Genomic DNA, 18,738 nt, shown 5'->3' on the forward strand with positions numbered 1-18,738 from the left:
TCGGGGATTTGGCTAGCCGGGACCGAGTCAGCGCGCGCTAGGCTTAGGAAGTATGAAAACGGCAGTAATGGAATCGACGATGCAGGAAATCCCCCTGCTGATCAGCCGGATCGTGGAATACGGACGATCGGCGCACCGCAATGTGGCGATTTCCACCTATTTCAATGCCGAACCCGAGGTGACCACATTCGGTGAACTTGGAAATCGCGCCGCTGCCTTGGCCCACGCGCTATCGGATGTTTTCGACGTTAAGGTCGGAGATCGCGTGGCCACCTTGATGTCGAACTGCGCCGAACACCTCGAAACCATGTTGGCCACCATGTCCATGGGGGCTATCTTCCACCCGCTCAATCGCTACCTTATGGGCGCGCAGATCCAACACATCATCGCGCACGCGCAGGACAAGGTTATTGTCTGTGATCCCACATACGCCGAACTCCTTATTCCACTGTTGGACACCTGCCCAACCGTCGAAGGCGTGATTGTTCTCGATGCCGCTGGCATTGATTCCGACGCCGCGCGCCCCCTCGCCGACGTGTCCGCTTTGGCGCGGGAGCATGTGACAAGGCCGATGACCATCTTGGGTTACGAAGCTGTACTGGACGGAAGACCCAGCGACTACGACTGGCCGATCTTCGATGAGACGACGGCAGCAGCCGTATGCTACTCAACAGGCACGGAGGGGCAGCCGAAGGCGGTTGTGTACTCCCACCGCAGTTTGTGGCTGCACTCAATGAGTTTGCAATCCACCGATAGCTTCTCTGTTCGCAATGGCACAACTTTCCTGTGTTGTGTGCCGATTTATCACGTTCTCAGCTGGGGTGTGCCGCTGACGGCATTCATGGTGGGGGCGCCCATGGTGTTTGTGGGACGAACTGCCACGCCCGCGCATTTGGCCCACGTCATCGCCGATGCCATGCCTCGGCAAGCTCACGGTGCACCGACAGTGTGGACAGGGTTGATGGTCCACTACAACACGCATCCCCCAGAGAAGATGAGTCTGCAGGAGATTTATGCCGGTGGCTCGCAGGTCTCCCCCGCGATCATCGCCAGCTGGGAGGAACGATTTGGTGTGGATGTCATTCACGCTTGGGGTATGACAGAAACGGGTCCCGTCGGTTCCGTGGCGCACCCGCCAGCGGGCGTGGCCGGGGAGGCTCGCCAGCGCTATCGCGATTCGCAGGGACGCTTTCCCGTGGGCATCGAATACCGCATTGTGGATGACAACGGGCAGGTCCTTCCCAATCACGACCGCAACGCTGGAGAGCTGCAGGTTCGGGGCAATACGGTCACAGGATCGTACTACAACCCCGACAACAGCGCGGATGGCGGTCACGCTGAAGGCGAGCATGCGGGGGGCAAGCATGCAGAAGGCACACAGCCGGAAGCCAAGCATGCGGAAGGCACACAGCCGGAAACCACGCATACGGAAGGCGCACAGCCGGAAACCACGCATACGGAAGGCACACAGCCGGAAGGCGCACGGCCGGAAGCCGCACATGCAGGGGGCAAGCATGCTCCATCGATGATGTCCACCTCAGAGGCACCGACAGATGAGCGCTTCACTGCCGATGGTTGGTTACGCACCGGTGATATCGGCACGGTGAATAAAGATGGTTACCTCACAATTCACGACCGCAAGAACGATCTTATCCGTTCGGGCGGCGAATGGATTTACTCTGCAGCGTTGGAGAACTACCTGATGGAGGCCACGGAAGTTATCGAAGCTGCCGTCATCGGCATTCCAGATGAGCGCTGGGGACAACGCCCGCTAGCTGTGGTGAATCTCACACCGGAGACTCCGCAAGGGCGCGAGACCGCGGAATCACTGGCCGAATTCATCAGCCGACAGGTTCCCGGGTGGATGGTGCCAGAAAACTGGACATTCGTTGACAGTATTTTCAAAACCAGCGTGGACAAGTTTGACAAGAAAGACTTGCGTGAGGCGTACCGGCGTGGGTCGTTTGACGTAATTACGCTTCCCAAGGCGTAAAGTTTTCGCTTATGTTGACCACCACCCTCGCACTCGGGCCAGCTTGGCTGGACCCAATGCAGCTTTTGAGCGGATCGGGCCCTTTCGGCTCCGCGATCCTTCCGGCCCTGCTGGTAATCGTATTTATCGAATCGGGTCTACTTTTCCCCTTCCTGCCAGGCGATTCCCTCCTGTTTACCGCAGGGCTTCTGGCTAACCAACCCGACCCTTTTGCCCCGCTGTGGCTCGTCATGGTGCTTTCTCCCGTAGCCGCCATTTTGGGCGACCAGGTGGGCTATTACATTGGCCACCGGTTCCAACCGCACATCGCTAACCGCCCTGACGGAAGAGTCTTCAAGCAGGCCTACCTGCATCAAACCGAAGAATTCTTTGCCAAGCACGGGCCCATCACGGTTATCCTCTGCCGGTTCGTTCCCATCGTGCGCACATATGCCCCATTGGTTGCAGGTATGGCCAACATGAATTACCGCACCTTCATTACTTACAACGTGATAGGCGGAGTGGTGTGGGGCGCTGGCGTTGTGGGCTTGGGTGCAATGCTGGGTGAGATCCCATTCGTACGCAACAACATCGAGGCCATCTTCTTGGGTATCGTGGCACTGTCTGTACTCCCGGGCGTTTTCGGGATCCTGAAGTCGTGGAGTTCCAACCGCAAGACCGCCCGCTAGGCACTAAGGGACCAGCCATGTGGCCGCACTCGACCAACGGGCGCAGCTTCCCCATACGCGAAAAGCAGAACGAAAAGACCAAGAACCGCGACTCTGTGGGCATCTCATTCTGCTAACTCAGTGTTCAAGACCACGACCCGCCATTCGCCCCAAACCACGACCGACCATCGGCCCCAAACCGAGGACTCACCCCCCCGGAGTGCGACTATCCAGTCACGTCGACCTGGACGGGACCAGCCACGTCGAGCTCTAGAACCCGCATACCGCGCTCAATTGCTTCATCCTTGAGCTTCTGATCCACCTCGTCGGTCGACAGCACCATGATCGTCGGGCCAGCACCCGAAAGGAATGCGGGATATCCCAGGTTCCGTAGCCTGTTCACCCATTCGGCAGTGATAGGCAGGACCTCGGCTCGGTACGTCTGGTGCAACCGGTCGCGGGTGCCCTCCCACAACAGTGACGGATCCCTTTGCAGCGCCACAGTCATCACAGCCACGCGGGATACATTGAAACGCGCGTCCAGATGGGAAACATCACTGGGTAACACGCGCCTCACGGCCTCGGTAGAGGCATGGAAATCCGGAACAAACGCCGTGACCTTGATCTCCTCATGAGTCTGCAGTCCCACCGCGTAGTGCCGAGGTTCACTGCGCCCATCAATTGGCACGTTCGTCCACGAGACCACGGCAGAACCCAAAATGGAGGCCGCTGCGTTATCGGGGTGACCCTCGAACGACGATGCCAGTTGCACCAGCTGTGCATTGTCCAGAGGGAATCCCGCCAATCCGTTGGCAGCGCTCACACCGGCTACAGCGGCGGAGGCCGAGGAGCCCAAGCCACGCGACTGTGGAATGGAGTTGTGGCACGTAACCTTTAAGCCCCGCACCGAAACATCAGCGGCTTTCAGGCCAGCTCGAATCGCGCGGACAACCAGGTGGGACTCGTCCAGTGGAACTTCCCCCTGCCCCTCACCCGTTACTTCGACGACCAGTGGGGCGTCGGTCACTTCAACCGTGACGTGATCATAGAGCCCAACAGCCAACCCCAAGGTATCGAAACCTGGGCCCAGGTTCGCCGAAGACGCCGGTACTTTAACGGTGGCTTTCCGGCCGACGGGAATTTCGGTTGTCACGGCTTAACCCTCCATACGGATGACGGAAGTCACGGTCTTCACTGCGTCGAGTGCCTGCAGCGCCTTCACGGTTGCCTCGAGATCGTGTTCCTTAGCGTGGTGCGTAATGACTACAAGGCGAGCGCCGTCTTCCAGGCCCTCTTGACGCACTGTTTTTAGGCTGACGCCCCGCTCAGAAAACGCATTGGCCACCTCTGCAAGCACGCCGATCTTGTCGATGACTTCCATGTCAACGTGGTAGCGCGTGGAGATTTCGCCAAAGTCTGCGATAGGCAGTTCTGCGTAAGTGGAATCGCCCGGGCCCTTGCCACCGTGAATGATGTTGCGGGCTGCGGCGACTGTATCACCCAAGACGGCCGAAGCGGTTGGACCACCGCCAGCACCGTTGCCGTAAAACATCAACCGCCCGGCAGACTCGGACTCAACGAAAACCGCGTTGTATGATTCGGACACGCTGGCGAGTGGATGACTGAGAGGAACTAGGGCAGGATAAACGCGAGCAGACACGGTTTCTTGTCCTTCATCGGTGGTGAGGCGCTCGCAAATTGCGAGCAGTTTGATGGTTGAATCCGCCGCCTTGGCTGCCTCAATATCCTTAGTGGTGATGCTCCGGATACCCTCGGTGTGAACATCGGTTCCTGCAACCCGGGTGTGAAATGCTAAGGAGGCAAGGATGGCGGCCTTGCTAGCTGCATCGAATCCATCGACGTCCGCACTGGGATCAGCTTCCGCATATCCCAAATCGGTAGCTTCTTGCAGCATCTCGTCGTAGCTAGCTCCCCGATCGTACATGGCGTCGAGGATAAAGTTGGTCGTGCCGTTGACGATACCCATCACTGCATTGACCTTGTCGCCTGCAAGGGAGCGAAGCAACGGGCCGACCACGGGGATAGCAGCGGCCACGGCAGCTTCAAAGAACAAGTCCTTGCCGGCTTGCTCGGCAGCTTCGGACAACTCATCGGCGTGAGCGGCGATGAGGGCCTTGTTAGCAGTAACCACGGCCTTGCCTTCGTTGAGAGCGGCGAGAACGACTTCCCGTGGGTAGTCGATGCCACCGATTACCTCGATGACCAGGTCCACATCCTCGCGCTTCACCAGGGCGAGGGCATCATCGGTGAGAAGCTCGGGTTCCACCCCATCACGAGGTTTACTCACATCCGAAACCGCGACACCTCGCACTTCCAGGGGTCCACCGATGCGCGCAGCGAACTCGTCGCTGCGCTCGCGCATTAACCGCAAAACCTCCGCGCCAACGGTTCCCAAGCCCAGCAACGCCACGCCTACTGTGGCGCCGGCGCCCTTGCCTGGTTTAAAAGTGGGCTGCGAGGTGGTGTCGGTCATGATGGACGACTCTCCTTGACGGTTCGGGGACTAGTAATTTTCTGCCATCTTAGCGTAGATGAAGAACGAATAAACCGCTCTGTCTACTTTTTCTTCATTACCCCTGTTCACCATATTTTTAAAGAATGAACAGATCAGTCTGCCCAACCGGGCCCAGCTGAATCAATCCTGCCATCCCTGAACGTCAAGCAACCACATCCTCTTCGAGTTGCGCTTGCTCATAGGTGAGAACTTTGTACTTGAGGTGATTGGCACGCTCCCACACCCCGCCGATCACCAGCATCAGAACCGCCGCCACAGCCCACCCGGTTAGAATGCCAAAGCCATTCCCCGTTTCTGATCCCGGGAAATAGAGTATGTGCCGTATCGACTGAACGAAGCCCGATCCCACCCAAAACTGGTGGAGCCAACCAAAGAATGCAGGCTGTAACACTGGCTCAAATACGCCCCCACTGGATGTGAAATTAAGCCCCACGAACATGGCGGAATAGACAAACCCGCTCCATCGCCCCACTATCGGGTGCAATCCAACAGTCACCGCAAGCACGATCAGGAAGTACCCCATCGCCAACGCCCACACTGCCCAGCCATGACCTTCGAACATGTGCATCGCCCAGCGGGCAAAAGCAAACTCCACCGTCACTACGAATAGAGCCGCAGGCAAGATGAGGGCCACTCTTTTGCGATACGAGTATGTGGCACCCGCTACAGACATGGCGATGCCCAGTGCATATCCCGACACACTCAGGACGACTAGGAAGAAAAAGCTATTCTGACCAGCTGCGTCATGTGAATCCAGCGGCACCACCTCTTGCACTGTCATCGGCTGGTGCGCCTTGGAAGCCACTGGATAGAACATCCTCAACACAACGTTGTTGAGGGTCTCCGAATAGGCGGGCGCTGTCATTAGTTTCATCTCATCCCCACCCGGAACAAACGCACCGGCAACCTCGGCTCGCTTGAGGGCAGCTTCAGCTAGCCCCTCGGTCGGATAGGTTCTCACGTCAGCTTTGTCGCCAAACGCGCCTTGCAGTTTTTCTGCGACCTGCGCAGACTCCGGCCCCTGCCCCACAATCCCCACCGGCACGTGATGTGGTTGGGGTTGATGAAAACCCGCCAAATACGCAACCGTCATGACAAACCCCATAAACACGGTGGGAAGCAGGTGATTAAGAAACCTCCTCATCGGCAGTTCTCGAGGGTAATCCGTTTTCTTCTTTACGGTCGAAGCTGTCCGTTCTTTGCGGTGAGAAGCCATGTAAATTACATTAGCAACCTATGCATTTCTGGATGGACAGAACCCCGAAGTTGAGACCACGGTCTCCTTAAACGGTGCTGTCATGACTTGAGCCCCGACCATCAGGCGATTGCGTAATCAATTTCAGCCCCCCAACTCAACGAATCCGGCCAGATTAATCACTGGATTAGCATCCCGCTGTGATTCGTCGAGCCGGGCCGCCTACCCCCTACTCCACCTCGAGGGCGAGCACGTCCTCGATCGTTTCGCGACGAATCATCACCCGGTGCTCGCCCTCAGAAACTGTAACCACCGGCGGACGCGTCATCATGTTGTAGCGAGAAGCCATCGCGAAGCAGTACGCCCCGGTCGCTCCCAACATGATCAGGTCACCAGCCTGCACGTCGTCGGGCACCAACACATCGTTAACCAAGATATCGCCCGATTCGCAGTGCGATCCCACAATACGGGTGGGAATGAGCTCCCCGCTCACCTCCCGGTTCACCACGCGACAGTCGTACTCCGCCTCATAGAGCGCAGGGCGAATGTTATCACTCATCCCGCCATCCACAGAGAGGTAGCGTCGCGACGAATGTTCAGAAACCTCAACGTCCTTCACAGTGCCCACGCGGTACACCGTAACCATCGACGGGCCCACGATCGCGCGCCCAGGCTCGACGTTGAGGATCGGTCGCGGCACCCCCGCCTCATCAGCTGCCTTCGCCACCTTGCTTTTTAGATCCGACGCCACCTCGTCCACATCGAGAGCCTCCTGATCAGGCATGTAGGCAATGCCGTACCCGCCACCTAGGTCCAGCACGTTGAAGTTGGCCAGCGAGGCGTCGTCAAAAGTGTCAAGGGTAGGTAGTTCCTCCAGCAAGCGAGCCCACAGCCCCAGAAGGCGCTCGGCCGCGAGGGCAAAGCCGGCGGCTTCGAACACCTGCGAACCCACGTGGCAGTGCAATCCCCGCAAGCGCAGGCCCGGGGTTGTGGCGGCAATGGTCGCAGCCTTCAACGCTGTGCCGGAAGACAGCGAGAAACCGAATTTTTGATCCTCGTGGCTCGTGGCGATGAACTCGTGGGTATCAACGTGCACCCCTGGGGTTACGCGAATCAGGACATCCTGCGTGCGCCCCAGCGCCTCGCATGCCTCGGAAAGACGATCAATCTCTTGGAAGGAATCGATCACGATCAATTCCACACCGGATTGCACGGCTAAGCGCAGAAACTCCCGAGATTTGTTATTGCCGTGCACCGTAATGCGGTCAGCAGGGAAACCTGCTGCTAGGGCTACCTGAAGCTCACCGTGGCTGGCGATGTCGATTGCCAACCCCTCTTCCGCTACCCAGCGAGCAACGGTCTTAGTAAGGAAAGCCTTGGACGCATAGTGCACACGTTCGCCACCGTCGAAGGCCGTCGCCAAGGCGCGGCACCGTGCGCGGAAATCATCCTCGTTAAGGACAAATGCAGGAGTGCCATATTCCTCAGCAATCGTCTTGAGGTCCACTCCCGCGATGGAGACCACGCCGTCTTCATCACGAGCGGTTCCCTGCGGGTACACGTGCGCGGGGATGTGGTTGAACTCCACCGTGGTTTGCGTACGGCGGCGCAGCGGGACGTTCGGCAGTTTCGTCTCCGGATCCATGTGGTCCTCCTACATGCGTTCTGGTGCGGAAACACCGACCAGGGAAAGAGCGTTGGCCAATGTCTGGCGGGTAGCGGCTGCCAGGGCAAGGCGGGAGCGGAATACCCCGTCGGCGTCGTCACCCGAAGGCTGATCGCCCTTCGGCAGGATCTGGCAAGCATCGTAGAACCGGTGGAAAGTACCGGCCAGCTGCTCCGCGTAACGCGCGATGCGGTGAGGTTCGCGCAGTTCTGCGGCAGTTGCGACAATGTCCGGGAACTCGCCGAGCGTACGGATGAGGTCACCTTCGCGCTCGTGGGTGAGCAAGGACATGTCCGCGCCCTCGTAAGTCACACCGGCTTCGGCGGCCTTTCGCGCGATCGAGCTCAGGCGAGCGTGAGCGTACTGGACATAGAACACGGGGTTGTCATTGGACTGGGATGCCCACAGATTCATGTCGATATCCAAGGAAGAATCTACGCTGGAGCGGATGAGCGCATAGCGGGCTGCATCCACACCAATGAGCTCCACGAGGTCATCCAAGGTGATGACCGTACCTGCACGCTTGGACATGCGCACGGCCTTGCCGTCCTTGACGAGGTTGACCATCTGGCCAATCATGACCTCCACCTGGGCGGGATCGTAGCCCAGCGCTGCGGCAGCCGCCTTGAGGCGGGCAATGTAACCGTGGTGGTCTGCACCCAGCATGTAAATGCACAGGTTGTGGCCGCGGTCGATCTTGTCCGCGATGTACGCAATGTCACCAGCAATGTAGGCGGCATCGCCGTCGGACTTGATGACCACGCGGTCCTTGTCGTCCCCGAAGTTAGACGCACGCAGCCACCACGCACCCTCGGATTCGTAGAGGTTGCCGTTATCCTTCAGGGTCTGGACGGCTTTGTCGACGGCGCCGGATTCGAAGAGAGAGTTCTCGTGGAAGTACACGTCAAACTCCGTACCGAATTCCGCGAGGGTGCGCTTGATGTGCGCGAACATGAGCTCCACGCCCTCCGAACGGAACAGTTCATGCAGCTCATCGCCGGACTTTTCGTCCCAGTTGGGGTTGGCCGATGTGATCTGTTGGGCGATGTCCTCGATGTAGTCACCGCCATAACCGTCTTCCGGCGTGGGTTGGCCTTGAGCGGCAGCCACCAACGAGCGGGCAAAGCGGTCGATCTGCGTGCCGTGATCGTTGAAGTAGTACTCGCGGGTTACCTCTGCACCGCGTTTGGTGAGGATACGCCCCAACGAATCACCGACCGCGGCCCACCGCGTGCCACCGAGGTGGACGGGTCCAGTGGGGTTGGCGGAGACGAACTCCAAGTTGATCTTCTTACCGGAGTACTCGTCCCCCTTGCCGTAATCATCGGCCGCTTTCAGGATGTCCTGCACGATCTTGCCCTGAGCATCCGCGGCCAAGCGAATGTTGATGAAGCCAGGCCCGGCTATGGATGCTTCGTCGATGCCATCCGCAGTAGCGAGGGATTCTGCCAGCCACGTACCGAATTCGCGCGGGTTCGTGCCCGCCTTTTTAGCGACCTGCATCGCGATGTTGGTCGCGTAGTCACCGTGCTCCGGGTTGCGCGGGCGTTCCACGGTAGCGGTTTCTGGCACCACGGAAGCATCGAGGTCATGCGCGCTCAACACGGTGCGTGCGTGTTCGGTAATTAGGGAGGAAAGATCAGTTGGAGTCACAAGGCTAAACTTTATCAGTCGTGGTGGCGGGGTCAGTTGTAAGGTCTTCGCGTGCTGGTGCTAGACTACCGACTTGTACTTGCAGCACTGTCACTCGACAGGAACTGTCCGTGCGTTCCTGTAGTTTTACAGTGTTCGCATGCGGTACGCGCCTCCGTAGCTCAGGGGATAGAGCACTGGTTTCCGGTACCAGGGGTCGTGAGTTCGAATCTCGCCGGGGGCACACATTTTATTGAACGGGGCTGTTGAAGCCCCGTTTTTTACCTTTTCGGGTTGCTGGTTCCCCTGGGTTTCTCCGCGTGCACCAGCTAGCTCTCCCCTCCATCGCGCTTGGCCTCGGACATCGATAGGACCTTGGCGCGCGCAACTCCTTGGAACCGCTCCGGCGCACACGTGAACACGATGATCTGGTGATCGCGCCCCACGGTGCTTAGTGCACTACGCATGCCCTCTGCACGGTCATCATCGGTGAAGCCCAACACATCGTCCAAGATGATTGGTACTCCCCCGCCCTGCCCCACTAGCGTGGCCACGGTCAGGCGCGTCAATAATCCGATCTGCTCCTGTGCACCACCGGACAGCAATTCGCGCTCTAGGGCCAACCCGCCGCGCATTCGCGTTGCCACTCGTAAATCCTGGTCAAAGTCAAACTCAGACTCGAAACCAAACGTGTACCTGGCCAACGCTTCGAATTGTTCCTTAAACGGTGCCTGGTACTTCGCCTGTTTCTCGTCGCGCGCTGCCGTCAGTTCTTCCATGAGCAGTTTCGCCGCAGCCGCTTTCCTTTTCATTTCCGCCAACTTTGCAGCCGCCTTCTCAGCTGCTATAGCCGCGTCCACGGCGTCATCGCGCGCCGTTGCGGAGTTATTCAGTTCTGTGCTGAAAGCCACGATATCCTCGCTCAGTTTCCGCTCTCGCAGTTCGAGGTTATTCTTGGTCGTGTTCGCGGATTCCAACTTCAGTTGTGCGTCCTCAACACTATCGGTGCCTTGGAAACTCTCGCGCAGCTCCTGTTCCGCGTTCTCGGCCCGCCGAACTGCGTCTTTGGCTTCTTGCATTGCCGACGCCACATCGTCATCACCGACCTTCTTCCGCTGATTCTCGAGCTGTTCGGCCACAGCCTCCATGCGCTCTGTGTACACATCGAGTTCAGATTTCGTCCGCTCGACCGCGATCGCGTACGGGGTGCCTGCCAATTCCTCACGTTGGTTTTGCACTTCGTGAACTGCGGATTCGGCTTGGCTTCGCAGTTTCTTCAATGCAGCCAATGCTGCCGCGGCCCCGGAAAGCTCTTGGTCAATGTTCTCTGCACCATCCGCATTCTCCGCAACCGCATTGTCCGTATCAGCATTCTCCGCAACCACGTTGTCCGGATCGGTATCCCTGTGCTCAGTTGACGCGGATTCCACAAACCTTTCCAACACGTCGCGTCCGGAGAATTCCACGTGCTCGTCTGATTCGGTTGCCTTCGCAACCTGGAAGTATTCCTGGGCCTCGGAGCGCGTGGCGTCGACGGAAGAGAGCAAAGAAGCAATGGAGGTCTGTACCTCAGCGCTAGAACGACCGGCTGCTTTGGTGGCAATGGCCGCTTCCACCGAACGCAGCCTTGCCTCAGAATCTTCGCGCTCCGAATCCTTCGCATCAACCTGCTGCAGCAGGTTATCAAGGGCCGCTGAAACGCCCTGCCGATCAGTGGGTGTTTCCTTCGGAAGATCCAACGTCAACCCAGCCTTGGTGACGGCAGTTTTGAGCTTAGTGAGAGCGCGGGCCACACTTTCTTGGGCATCGCTGCGATCGTCGTGAGGGTGCACCTCAACGGCAAATTCTCCGAAGGTGAATGCCCGCGATGTCGTCAGGTTAGTGGTGTACTGTTTTCCATCCAGTTGGATCTCACGGTCTGCCTCAACAAACGTAAGCCCCTTAGGGCCCGAGACCTGAACCTGGGTGGATACGGATTCCAGCACACGCAGTTCCGCCCGGTATGTCGCCACGGCATCGCGGACCATCTGTCCAGCCTTGGGTTTCATCGCTTTAGACAGCAGATCAGATTCTTTCTGTTTCTGCTTCTCAAGCTCCCCTAGTTCGGCTATCAACTGCTGTTCTGTCGCGAGACGGCAGCCGAATTCCAATGCGTTCTGAACAGCTTCCGCAACATCCGTCCATCCTCGGACGGAATCTAACCGTGCCCGAGCCCTGGACACCTTTGCCAATACTGCCGACAGGTTCGCTTCTTCCTCACGGGCAGCTTCCATGGCTTGCTGATGCGCCTGGGTGAGTTTTTGAACTCTGCTTGAGGTCTTGGCGTGCTCATCAATGAGCTCTCTCCGTTTATCCACTGTGGCCTGCAGGTTATCGTGGTTGAGGGTCGCCACTTCCACACGCGATTGCGCTTGTTTCATTTGAGCATCGCGCGATTCTGCCTTTTTGAGGTTGTCCACCGCCATTTCCACCGCAGCCTCGGCCCCCGGCTGATCCAGCCGGACTTTCTTGCGTTCTCGCCGTGCAGATTCCAGAGCTGTGATGACGTCCTGGGCTTTCGTCAACCGCTGCTCGGCATCAATCTGTTCCGTGTACGCCTGTTGCGCCTTATCTTCCAGATCTTTTATCTGTTTGGTGGCTCGCCCAGTTTTCGTGAAGTACTTGTCGTATTCTTCACGCGCTGCGGCGTAAATCCGCTCGTCGAAATCATCGGCGAAAAGGGCGCTGGCCTGTGCGGAGGCTTCGACACCATCGACTTCCGTGGTGGCTTCATTGGCCATTGCGCCGCTGAGCGAAGTAACGTCCGCCGGCACCAGATTGCCAAGATCATCCCCTTGATTGACCGTGAGCGCTTGGCGCAGGCCCAAGTCCACCTTTTCGGCGAGTAATTCGTGAAAACGATCTTCCGCCTCATTACCACTAAAATTTTCGAGTCGTGGCTTGGTGATAGTCAAGATTGATTGACCACCCCGCTCTTTAAATTCCTTGCGGATCGTGAGTTCGTAATCACCTAAGCGAAGATCTGCCTCCACGACAAACGCTGCATCCTTGCCCCGGGTCTTAAACTTCGTGACGTTCTTATCCGCCGTCGAGCGGCGGTATTTCGGATTAAGCAGCAATTGGAAGGCCGCAACAAACGTTGATTTTCCGCTTTCATTCGGGCCATGAATCACTGTGACACCCGGGGTTTGGGGCTCGATCTTCGCGTGCTCCACTCCCGCGAAGTTCCGTACCTCAAGGCGCCTGATTTGCAAGGCAGGGGCAAGTCCAGGCTCTCGGTGCCAGCCGGTGTTCTTTGACGTTGTAGCAGTCATTTTTACTCCCCCTGTCCTGCCTGGGCAGTGTGAATTCTGAACAGTAACTTCAAGGCATCATTCGCAACGTCGTCGGATTCCGAACGTGTTGCCAGCTGCTGGGCTACTTGACCGACGAAACCCGAACCGAATGAATCCTCACCCACCTGATCCAGTTCAACCAAGGTCTTTAAATCCATCCGTCGCTCGCGTGGATATAGCGCAGCAAAACCATCGGACATGGTTTCCAGCTTGTCCTCCAGCAGCGCGCTATCACTCAACGAAAGTGCCCCCGTGAGCCCGTATTTCACCGCCGTTTGCCGCTTGTTAGTCATTCGCTCTAATTGCTCAACGAATGCCTGCACATCCTCGTGGGAGTTCACCACGGCGTCCAATGCTTGAAAACGCCACTGCCCAACCTCTACTTCGTGGACCGCTAACCGCGCGGGTTCGTGGGGACGAACCGCGTTGACGGCAATATCAACAATCAGAACCTTTCCCGAATTGTTTTCGCCTCCTCCGTTGGGCTCCATGTAATCGGTAACCTCGGGCGCGCCGGAGTACCACACAGTGGAATCGGGGTGCAGTTGGATTGCGGAATGTGTATCACCCAGCGCCACATAATCCATCACGCGGTCACGACATGCTTCCGCCGCTGCACTGACATCGATCAACGATGGATCAAAGGCGCGCCCAAAGCCTTCCACGGCCCCGTGGCCGACCACAACATTGATCCGAGCCTCCCAGTTTTTGCACTCCACTTCCGGAGGCCCGACCTGACGCAGCTTTTCGGCAGTCGCATAAACCAAATCTTCGCTCGCCTGCTTGGACGTCAGCGGAGCCCCCACGATAAACGCAGGCGCCAAAGGATCTGAACGACCGGGAATCTCCCGTGGCTCACTATCGTCGAGGACAATCACCGGCGCGCGGTCGCGAGCGGCGAGGGAGCGAAACTCGTCTTTTGCATAGATACTCGCGGCATCCAGTGGATCATGGTTGCCCGGCAACAGATACACCGGGCACGGAGCCTCCGCCAGTACATCCATGGCTCGGCGATAAACCTGACGATCCAACAAGTTATCGTCGAAAACATCGCCGGCAACGACGATCGCATCACATTGTTCCTGCGCCGCCACCTGAAACAATTTCTCGACCGCAGCGAGGCGGGCTTCGTAAAACCGGGCTTGTCCGTCCTTACCGAGGAATTTCCGTTTCATACCCAACTGCCAATCAGAGGTATGCAGGATACGAACGGTGTTATCCGTATTGGAGCTCTCTAATCGGTTAATCGCGGTCGCTTTTTCTGTCGAGGATGAATTCATGCGGGGTTTCTCCTGTCAGTGATGGACGCGGGGCGCCACGCGGGCAGTGCGCTGTTTTACGTCCGAAAAATTCTCGGTTTCGTGCAGTTGTCTAATTCGTGGTAGGTGAGCGTCAAGGCAGTTACTTCCTCGGTTCAGCTAATCTTTACCATCGTCGTCAGACAGCGCCTCGCCCCACGCGTGTCCATAATCGAACACGGGCTCGGACTCACTCAGCGATTCATAGCATCGTTCCAGCTCAGACATCGTATTGAGCTGATCCACAGTATTCCAAGTCACTGTTCGAACAGCCTTCTCCAGTTGCTCGCGCTCACCGCTATCCAGCCCCCATTCCGTTTGAGGTACCTGCCACCGCACGCGGTGCTCCGGCGCACCCCAGAACTCTTTCGGGTCAACAATATCGGGCTGCTCGTGGCCTGCATCGTCCCCACCCGTGCCGGCACCGCGCCACCGTTCTGTTCCTGATCCTTCCCCATCCAGTGGTGTCACCGTTGCCGGCACCTGCATGTACTGCATCAACCGAGTCACCGGCTCCGTATCAATCCCCCGCCAACTCAAAATCCGCAATGGCACTTCGGAAAGGTACTCACACACCGCCAGCCCCACGGCGACAACGTGCTTACATACATCCTCTCGGTCTGGACAATCGCACCACGTTCGCAGCCCGGCAAATTGCTCGTCCCCGGTGCTGTGACCTAGTAACCCGGCGACTACCGCTTCTCCGGGTCGATTACCTGCAGCCAGCGCATGAACCTCCGTGCTCTCGCGAAGCACTTCACCCAATACACCCGCGCGTTGCTTCTCGCTCAACGGCGGAAGCACCAATTGCACATCAAACGGCTGTAACTGACTTCCCGCTACCAAGGCTGCGGCGCTATCGGTATCAAACGCCAGATCGTGGACCTTCCCGGCGCGAAAGTACTCTCGTCCGCGCGCCACCCGTCCACTATCGGTTTTGTTGACGAGTTGCTGCATCAAAACACGCGCCACCCAACTCTCGCGGAATCCATGTTCCTGCTGCCCACGAGCACCGGCTACACCCGTTTTGCCGCCCTTGGGCCGAGCATTGCTTGCCGAACCGCTCGGCTGCGTTCCCGCCACTTCTGCCCGTGATTGCTTCCGGCGCCGCCGCCCTGCGAAATCGGCAATAATGACGTTGTCTCCCCACCGCGTGGTCTTGTCCTCTGTCATCACTTACCGTCCTTTGTGCGCGGTTGTTTGGTGTGCACTCGGTGCCTCTTTTTTGTTTCCGGCGACGCCCCTCGCGCTTCCTCCGTCGCCGTCCGCAGGCGCCACAGCTCCTTGAGTTCATCATCTCCGAGGTTAGCGATCCAGCCTTCACCGGTGCCGATGATTCCTCCGGCTAGCTCTCGCTTGCCCGAAATGATGTCGTTGATCCGTTCATCCAAGGTGCCTTCGACTACGAGTTTGTACACGGTTACATCCCTGTTTTGTCCGATACGGTAGGCGCGATCTGTAGCTTGGTCTTCCACCGCTGGATTCCACCAGCGGTCGATGTGCACAACCACGCTAGCTTCGGTCAATGTGATGCCCGTGCCTCCGGCGCGAACGGAAAGGACCATTGCCGGCGGTCCGTCACTGTTGGGTGACTGGAATTGCTGCACCATCTGGGCACGTTTTTTTCGTGGCACCCCGCCGTGCAGCATGGGGATGGGTTGACCATACATCCGCTCCAACTCGGGCAATAGCATCGCGCCGAAACTAGGGAATTGGGTGAAGATCAGCGCTTTGCGGCCGTCTTGACGTGCCTGCTCTAAAATTTCGAAGGCCTTTTGAACTTTTCCGGACCGGTGTTTGCCGTCATACATCAGCGCTGAGCCATCGCCTGCGAAATGCGCGGGGTGGTTACAAATTTGCTTGATGCGCACCAATGCACCGAGGATGTTTCCGCGGCGGTCCCCGGTGCGGTCTCGCAGGCGTTGTTCAATGTCGTCGATATAGGCTTTATACAGCGTGGCTTGTTCCGGAGATAACGGAACCTTCTGAACGATTTCGGTCTTCTGGGGCAAGTCCAGGCCGATTTCCGTATCTGTTTTCAACCGGCGCAATAAGAATGGGGAAACCAGTCGTCGCAGCCTTTCCCGAGCCTCGTCATCTCCATAACGTTCGATGGGGATGGCAACTCTGTTTTGGAATGCGGCGGCACTGCCTAATAACCCGGGATTGACGAAATCCAGCAAAGAATACAGGTCGGCCAATCGGTTTTCCACGGGTGTGCCCGTCAGCGCGATGCGGTGATGTGCCCGAAGCGATTTTACAGCCTGGGTTTGTTTTGCCACAGGGTTCTTAATCGCCTGCGCCTCGTCCGCAACCACGCGCCCCCATTCCACTTGTGCATACCGCTCCGTGTTGCGTTGCACACGACCGTAGGTGGTCACCACCACGTCATGCTGTGGGGCGCTAGCCGTGAAGGACTCATCATCCGTCGCTCGCCCATGGTCGACTAAGACCCGCAAGCTCGGCACGTGACGGTGGGCCTCGGACTTCCACGCTTCCACCACGCTGGTCGGAGCAACAACCAAAGTGGGCAAGCCCACGGATTCAGCCGGCACAGCACCAGCCACGCTGGACTCAACCGGCACAGCACCAGCCACGGCGGACTCAACCGGCACAGCACCAGCCATGGCACCTTCGTCAACCGGGGAATTTTTCGGTCCATCCAACGTCCCCTGCGCTTTCTCCCACGCCACTAGAGCCAAGATCTGCAATGTCTTTCCCAGCCCCATGTCATCTGCCAGGACTGCCCCCACCCCGTGCTGGGCCATCCACGCCAGCCAGTTCACACCGCGGCGTTGATGATCTCGCAGCGGTGTAATTACGGTTTGCGGAATGTCCACTGCCTGCATGGGCGCTACTTCAGCCTGCCCACGGAGCAACCGAGATACCCAGCCCTCGGCCTCAATAGTCAACACGTGTTCTGCGGCGTTGTCGCTGGGGTCCAAGGCATCGGCGGCCAACACATCGCGCAACGTCACAGTGGTGGGCCCATCGATGAGACTTTCGTCCTCATCCGTCCCGGTGACCGCTCCGATCCACTGCTGTGCGCGCTGCAAAGCTGTGCGATCCAGGTATACGTAATGCCCGCCCAGCTGCACGATGGTGGAGGCCGATTCCATCAGGGTCCGTTGCTCTTCCTCGGTGAGCTCATACCCACCCAGCGATACGTCAACAGAAAAATCGAGCAGCTGGTCCAACCCCACTTTTCCACTTCCTGGACCCTGCCCCACGGGAATGACCTTGGTTCGCACATTGGGCTGCACCCGCGTCCACCCTCGTGGAACCATCACGTCAACCCCCACCGTCTTGAGGGCATCAACACCATGGGTCAGCAGGTCCACAACCTCCTCGGACTGTAATGTCATCCCCAGTGTTCGGTCGCGGGTGTAATCTCCGGTCAGCAGGTCGGCCGTCGGCATCCAAATACCGGTCTGCAGCCACGTCGCCACCGCCACAGCAGCCCCAGTGAGAGGCTCCCACGCCGCTTGTGCGCGTTTGAACTGAACTCGGAAGGCCGTCTTGAGGCTGTCGGGGACTTCCGCGGCTACCGCCGGTTGCACCGGGGAGTTGCTGAGGCTGTACCCAATATCCAACCGCCACGTGGGTTCGTCGAGGTCGGCCTGCGCGACGGCGTCGGGGTCAGAAAGAATGAGCACCAATTTGAAGGCGTCCCGCAAGGCTGAAGCTCGCCACTGCCCTAGGTGGGTGACGGTCGCCCCGGCAACACGCTTAGCGGCCTTGCCTGTCACCAAACCGCGCACGAAATCGTTGGCCAACTCACCGGTTAAATGCCGGTCGCGTTGCAAATAACTCAAGGCAATCCAGTGCGCTATTCCCTCGGCGAACTGGGCTGCAGGCCCGCTGCTACCTTCCGGGTCGGCTGGGGTGTTTTTTGTGATGACGCCCGGCGCCGCCCGATCGAATGCCGCAATCGTTTCTTGATGGTCCCCGGGTGCGATGGTCCACCGGGGATACCATGCGTCGTCGACCTTTTCGACCCCGATGAGTAGGCGTCCGGACCGCACGAGGGCGTCGGTAAAGGCAAAAAGGTCACAAATATATACAGACTCTGGGGCGAGCCCGGGGCAAAGCCCGCCAGCACCCCTTGAATGTTCATTCACATACTCGCATAAAATCTGCAGCAACCGCACCGCCCGTTCGGGTTCCAAAGCCGCCACCGGAACCCCCACCCGGCGCAGTCGTCCCTTGGGGGTCGCAAGCCACAAATTCTTAGTCTGACGGTAATGAAATCTACGTAGTTCTTTCAGCAAAACCCAAGGTAGATCGTCAGGTGTGAGCTCCGAAAGATCGGTGATGATGCGGTGGCCCGCCACACGTTCAATCCACACCCAAAGCTCGCCTTGCGGACGCGACACAAGGTGGATTTGGTGGGTGAAAACCTCCGTCAAAGTATTTACCTAACTAACGAAAAACAA

Annotated in this window: 11 protein-coding genes and 1 tRNA gene; 3 read left to right on the plus strand and 9 right to left on the minus strand. The window is 58.2% G+C overall.

Annotation, left to right across the window (positions count from 1 at the left end):
* Positions 1–67 precede the first annotated feature (67 nt).
* Both HMPREF3098_RS02445 and HMPREF3098_RS02450 read left to right on the plus strand, forming a co-directional pair.
* The gene (locus tag HMPREF3098_RS02445; RefSeq protein ID WP_371440940.1) at positions 68–1,993 is read left to right on the plus strand and encodes an AMP-binding protein; all 1,926 of its coding nucleotides are present in this window, start codon (positions 68–70) and stop codon (positions 1,991–1,993) included.
* An 11-nt stretch (positions 1,994–2,004) separates the two neighbouring features.
* Positions 2,005–2,661 (plus strand): VTT domain-containing protein, encoded by a 657-nt coding sequence (locus HMPREF3098_RS02450; RefSeq protein ID WP_035114084.1) that lies wholly within the window; start codon positions 2,005–2,007, stop codon positions 2,659–2,661.
* Between the two features lie 205 nt (positions 2,662–2,866).
* Here HMPREF3098_RS02450 and thrB read toward each other — a convergent pair whose 3' ends face one another.
* From thrB to argS, 5 genes are all read right to left on the minus strand, one after another.
* Positions 2,867–3,793: a homoserine kinase gene (gene thrB, locus HMPREF3098_RS02455; protein WP_035114087.1), complete on the minus strand. Its 927-nt coding sequence runs from the start codon at positions 3,791–3,793 to the stop codon at positions 2,867–2,869.
* Between the two features lie 3 nt (positions 3,794–3,796).
* A complete protein-coding gene (locus tag HMPREF3098_RS02460; RefSeq protein WP_070433849.1) occupies positions 3,797–5,134 on the minus strand; it encodes a homoserine dehydrogenase in 1,338 nt (445 codons plus the stop codon).
* A 184-nt stretch (positions 5,135–5,318) separates the two neighbouring features.
* Entirely contained in the window at positions 5,319–6,392 is a 1,074-nt protein-coding gene (locus tag HMPREF3098_RS02465) for an ABC-2 transporter permease (RefSeq protein ID WP_083283965.1), read from the minus strand.
* A 208-nt stretch (positions 6,393–6,600) separates the two neighbouring features.
* Entirely contained in the window at positions 6,601–8,016 is a 1,416-nt protein-coding gene (lysA, locus tag HMPREF3098_RS02470; RefSeq protein ID WP_070433850.1) for a diaminopimelate decarboxylase, read from the minus strand.
* A gap of 9 nt (positions 8,017–8,025) precedes the next feature.
* On the minus strand, positions 8,026–9,690 hold the full coding sequence (gene argS, locus HMPREF3098_RS02475) for an arginine--tRNA ligase (RefSeq protein WP_070433851.1): 1,665 nt from the start codon (positions 9,688–9,690) through the stop codon (positions 8,026–8,028).
* A 150-nt stretch (positions 9,691–9,840) separates the two neighbouring features.
* Here argS and HMPREF3098_RS02480 point away from each other — a divergent pair.
* Positions 9,841–9,913 (plus strand) — tRNA-Arg (locus HMPREF3098_RS02480).
* An 85-nt stretch (positions 9,914–9,998) separates the two neighbouring features.
* Here HMPREF3098_RS02480 and HMPREF3098_RS02485 read toward each other — a convergent pair.
* The 4 genes from HMPREF3098_RS02485 to HMPREF3098_RS02500 form a co-directional block, all read right to left on the minus strand.
* A complete protein-coding gene (locus tag HMPREF3098_RS02485) occupies positions 9,999–12,983 on the minus strand; it encodes an AAA family ATPase (RefSeq protein WP_083283968.1) in 2,985 nt (994 codons plus the stop codon).
* Between the two features lie 2 nt (positions 12,984–12,985).
* Positions 12,986–14,284 (minus strand): metallophosphoesterase family protein, encoded by a 1,299-nt coding sequence (locus tag HMPREF3098_RS02490; RefSeq protein ID WP_083283970.1) that lies wholly within the window; start codon positions 14,282–14,284, stop codon positions 12,986–12,988.
* A gap of 138 nt (positions 14,285–14,422) precedes the next feature.
* Entirely contained in the window at positions 14,423–15,475 is a 1,053-nt protein-coding gene (locus HMPREF3098_RS02495) for a hypothetical protein (RefSeq protein ID WP_070433853.1), read from the minus strand.
* On the minus strand, positions 15,475–18,651 hold the full coding sequence (locus HMPREF3098_RS02500; protein WP_070433923.1) for a DEAD/DEAH box helicase: 3,177 nt from the start codon (positions 18,649–18,651) through the stop codon (positions 15,475–15,477). Before HMPREF3098_RS02500 ends, HMPREF3098_RS02495 begins: the two co-directional genes overlap by 1 nt.
* Positions 18,652–18,738 lie beyond the last annotated feature (87 nt).

The sequence above is a fragment of the Corynebacterium sp. HMSC28B08 genome (assembly GCF_001806865.1).
Classification (GTDB): Bacteria; Actinomycetota; Actinomycetes; order Mycobacteriales; family Mycobacteriaceae; genus Corynebacterium; species Corynebacterium auriscanis.

Excerpts from the sequence above, each read along its gene's own strand:
- HMPREF3098_RS02490 (WP_083283970.1), bottom strand. The coding sequence starts at position 14,284 with ATGAATTCATCCTCGACAGAAAAAGCGACCGCGATTAACCGATTAGAG.
- HMPREF3098_RS02445 (WP_371440940.1), top strand. The coding sequence starts at position 68 with ATGGAATCGACGATGCAGGAAATCCCCCTGCTGATCAGCCGGATCGTG.
- HMPREF3098_RS02485 (WP_083283968.1), bottom strand. The coding sequence starts at position 12,983 with ATGACTGCTACAACGTCAAAGAACACCGGCTGGCACCGAGAGCCTGGA.
- HMPREF3098_RS02460 (WP_070433849.1), bottom strand. The coding sequence starts at position 5,134 with ATGACCGACACCACCTCGCAGCCCACTTTTAAACCAGGCAAGGGCGCC.
- lysA (WP_070433850.1), bottom strand. The coding sequence starts at position 8,016 with ATGGATCCGGAGACGAAACTGCCGAACGTCCCGCTGCGCCGCCGTACG.
- HMPREF3098_RS02495 (WP_070433853.1), bottom strand. The coding sequence starts at position 15,475 with ATGACAGAGGACAAGACCACGCGGTGGGGAGACAACGTCATTATTGCC.
- HMPREF3098_RS02450 (WP_035114084.1), top strand. The coding sequence starts at position 2,005 with ATGTTGACCACCACCCTCGCACTCGGGCCAGCTTGGCTGGACCCAATG.
- HMPREF3098_RS02465 (WP_083283965.1), bottom strand. The coding sequence starts at position 6,392 with ATGGCTTCTCACCGCAAAGAACGGACAGCTTCGACCGTAAAGAAGAAA.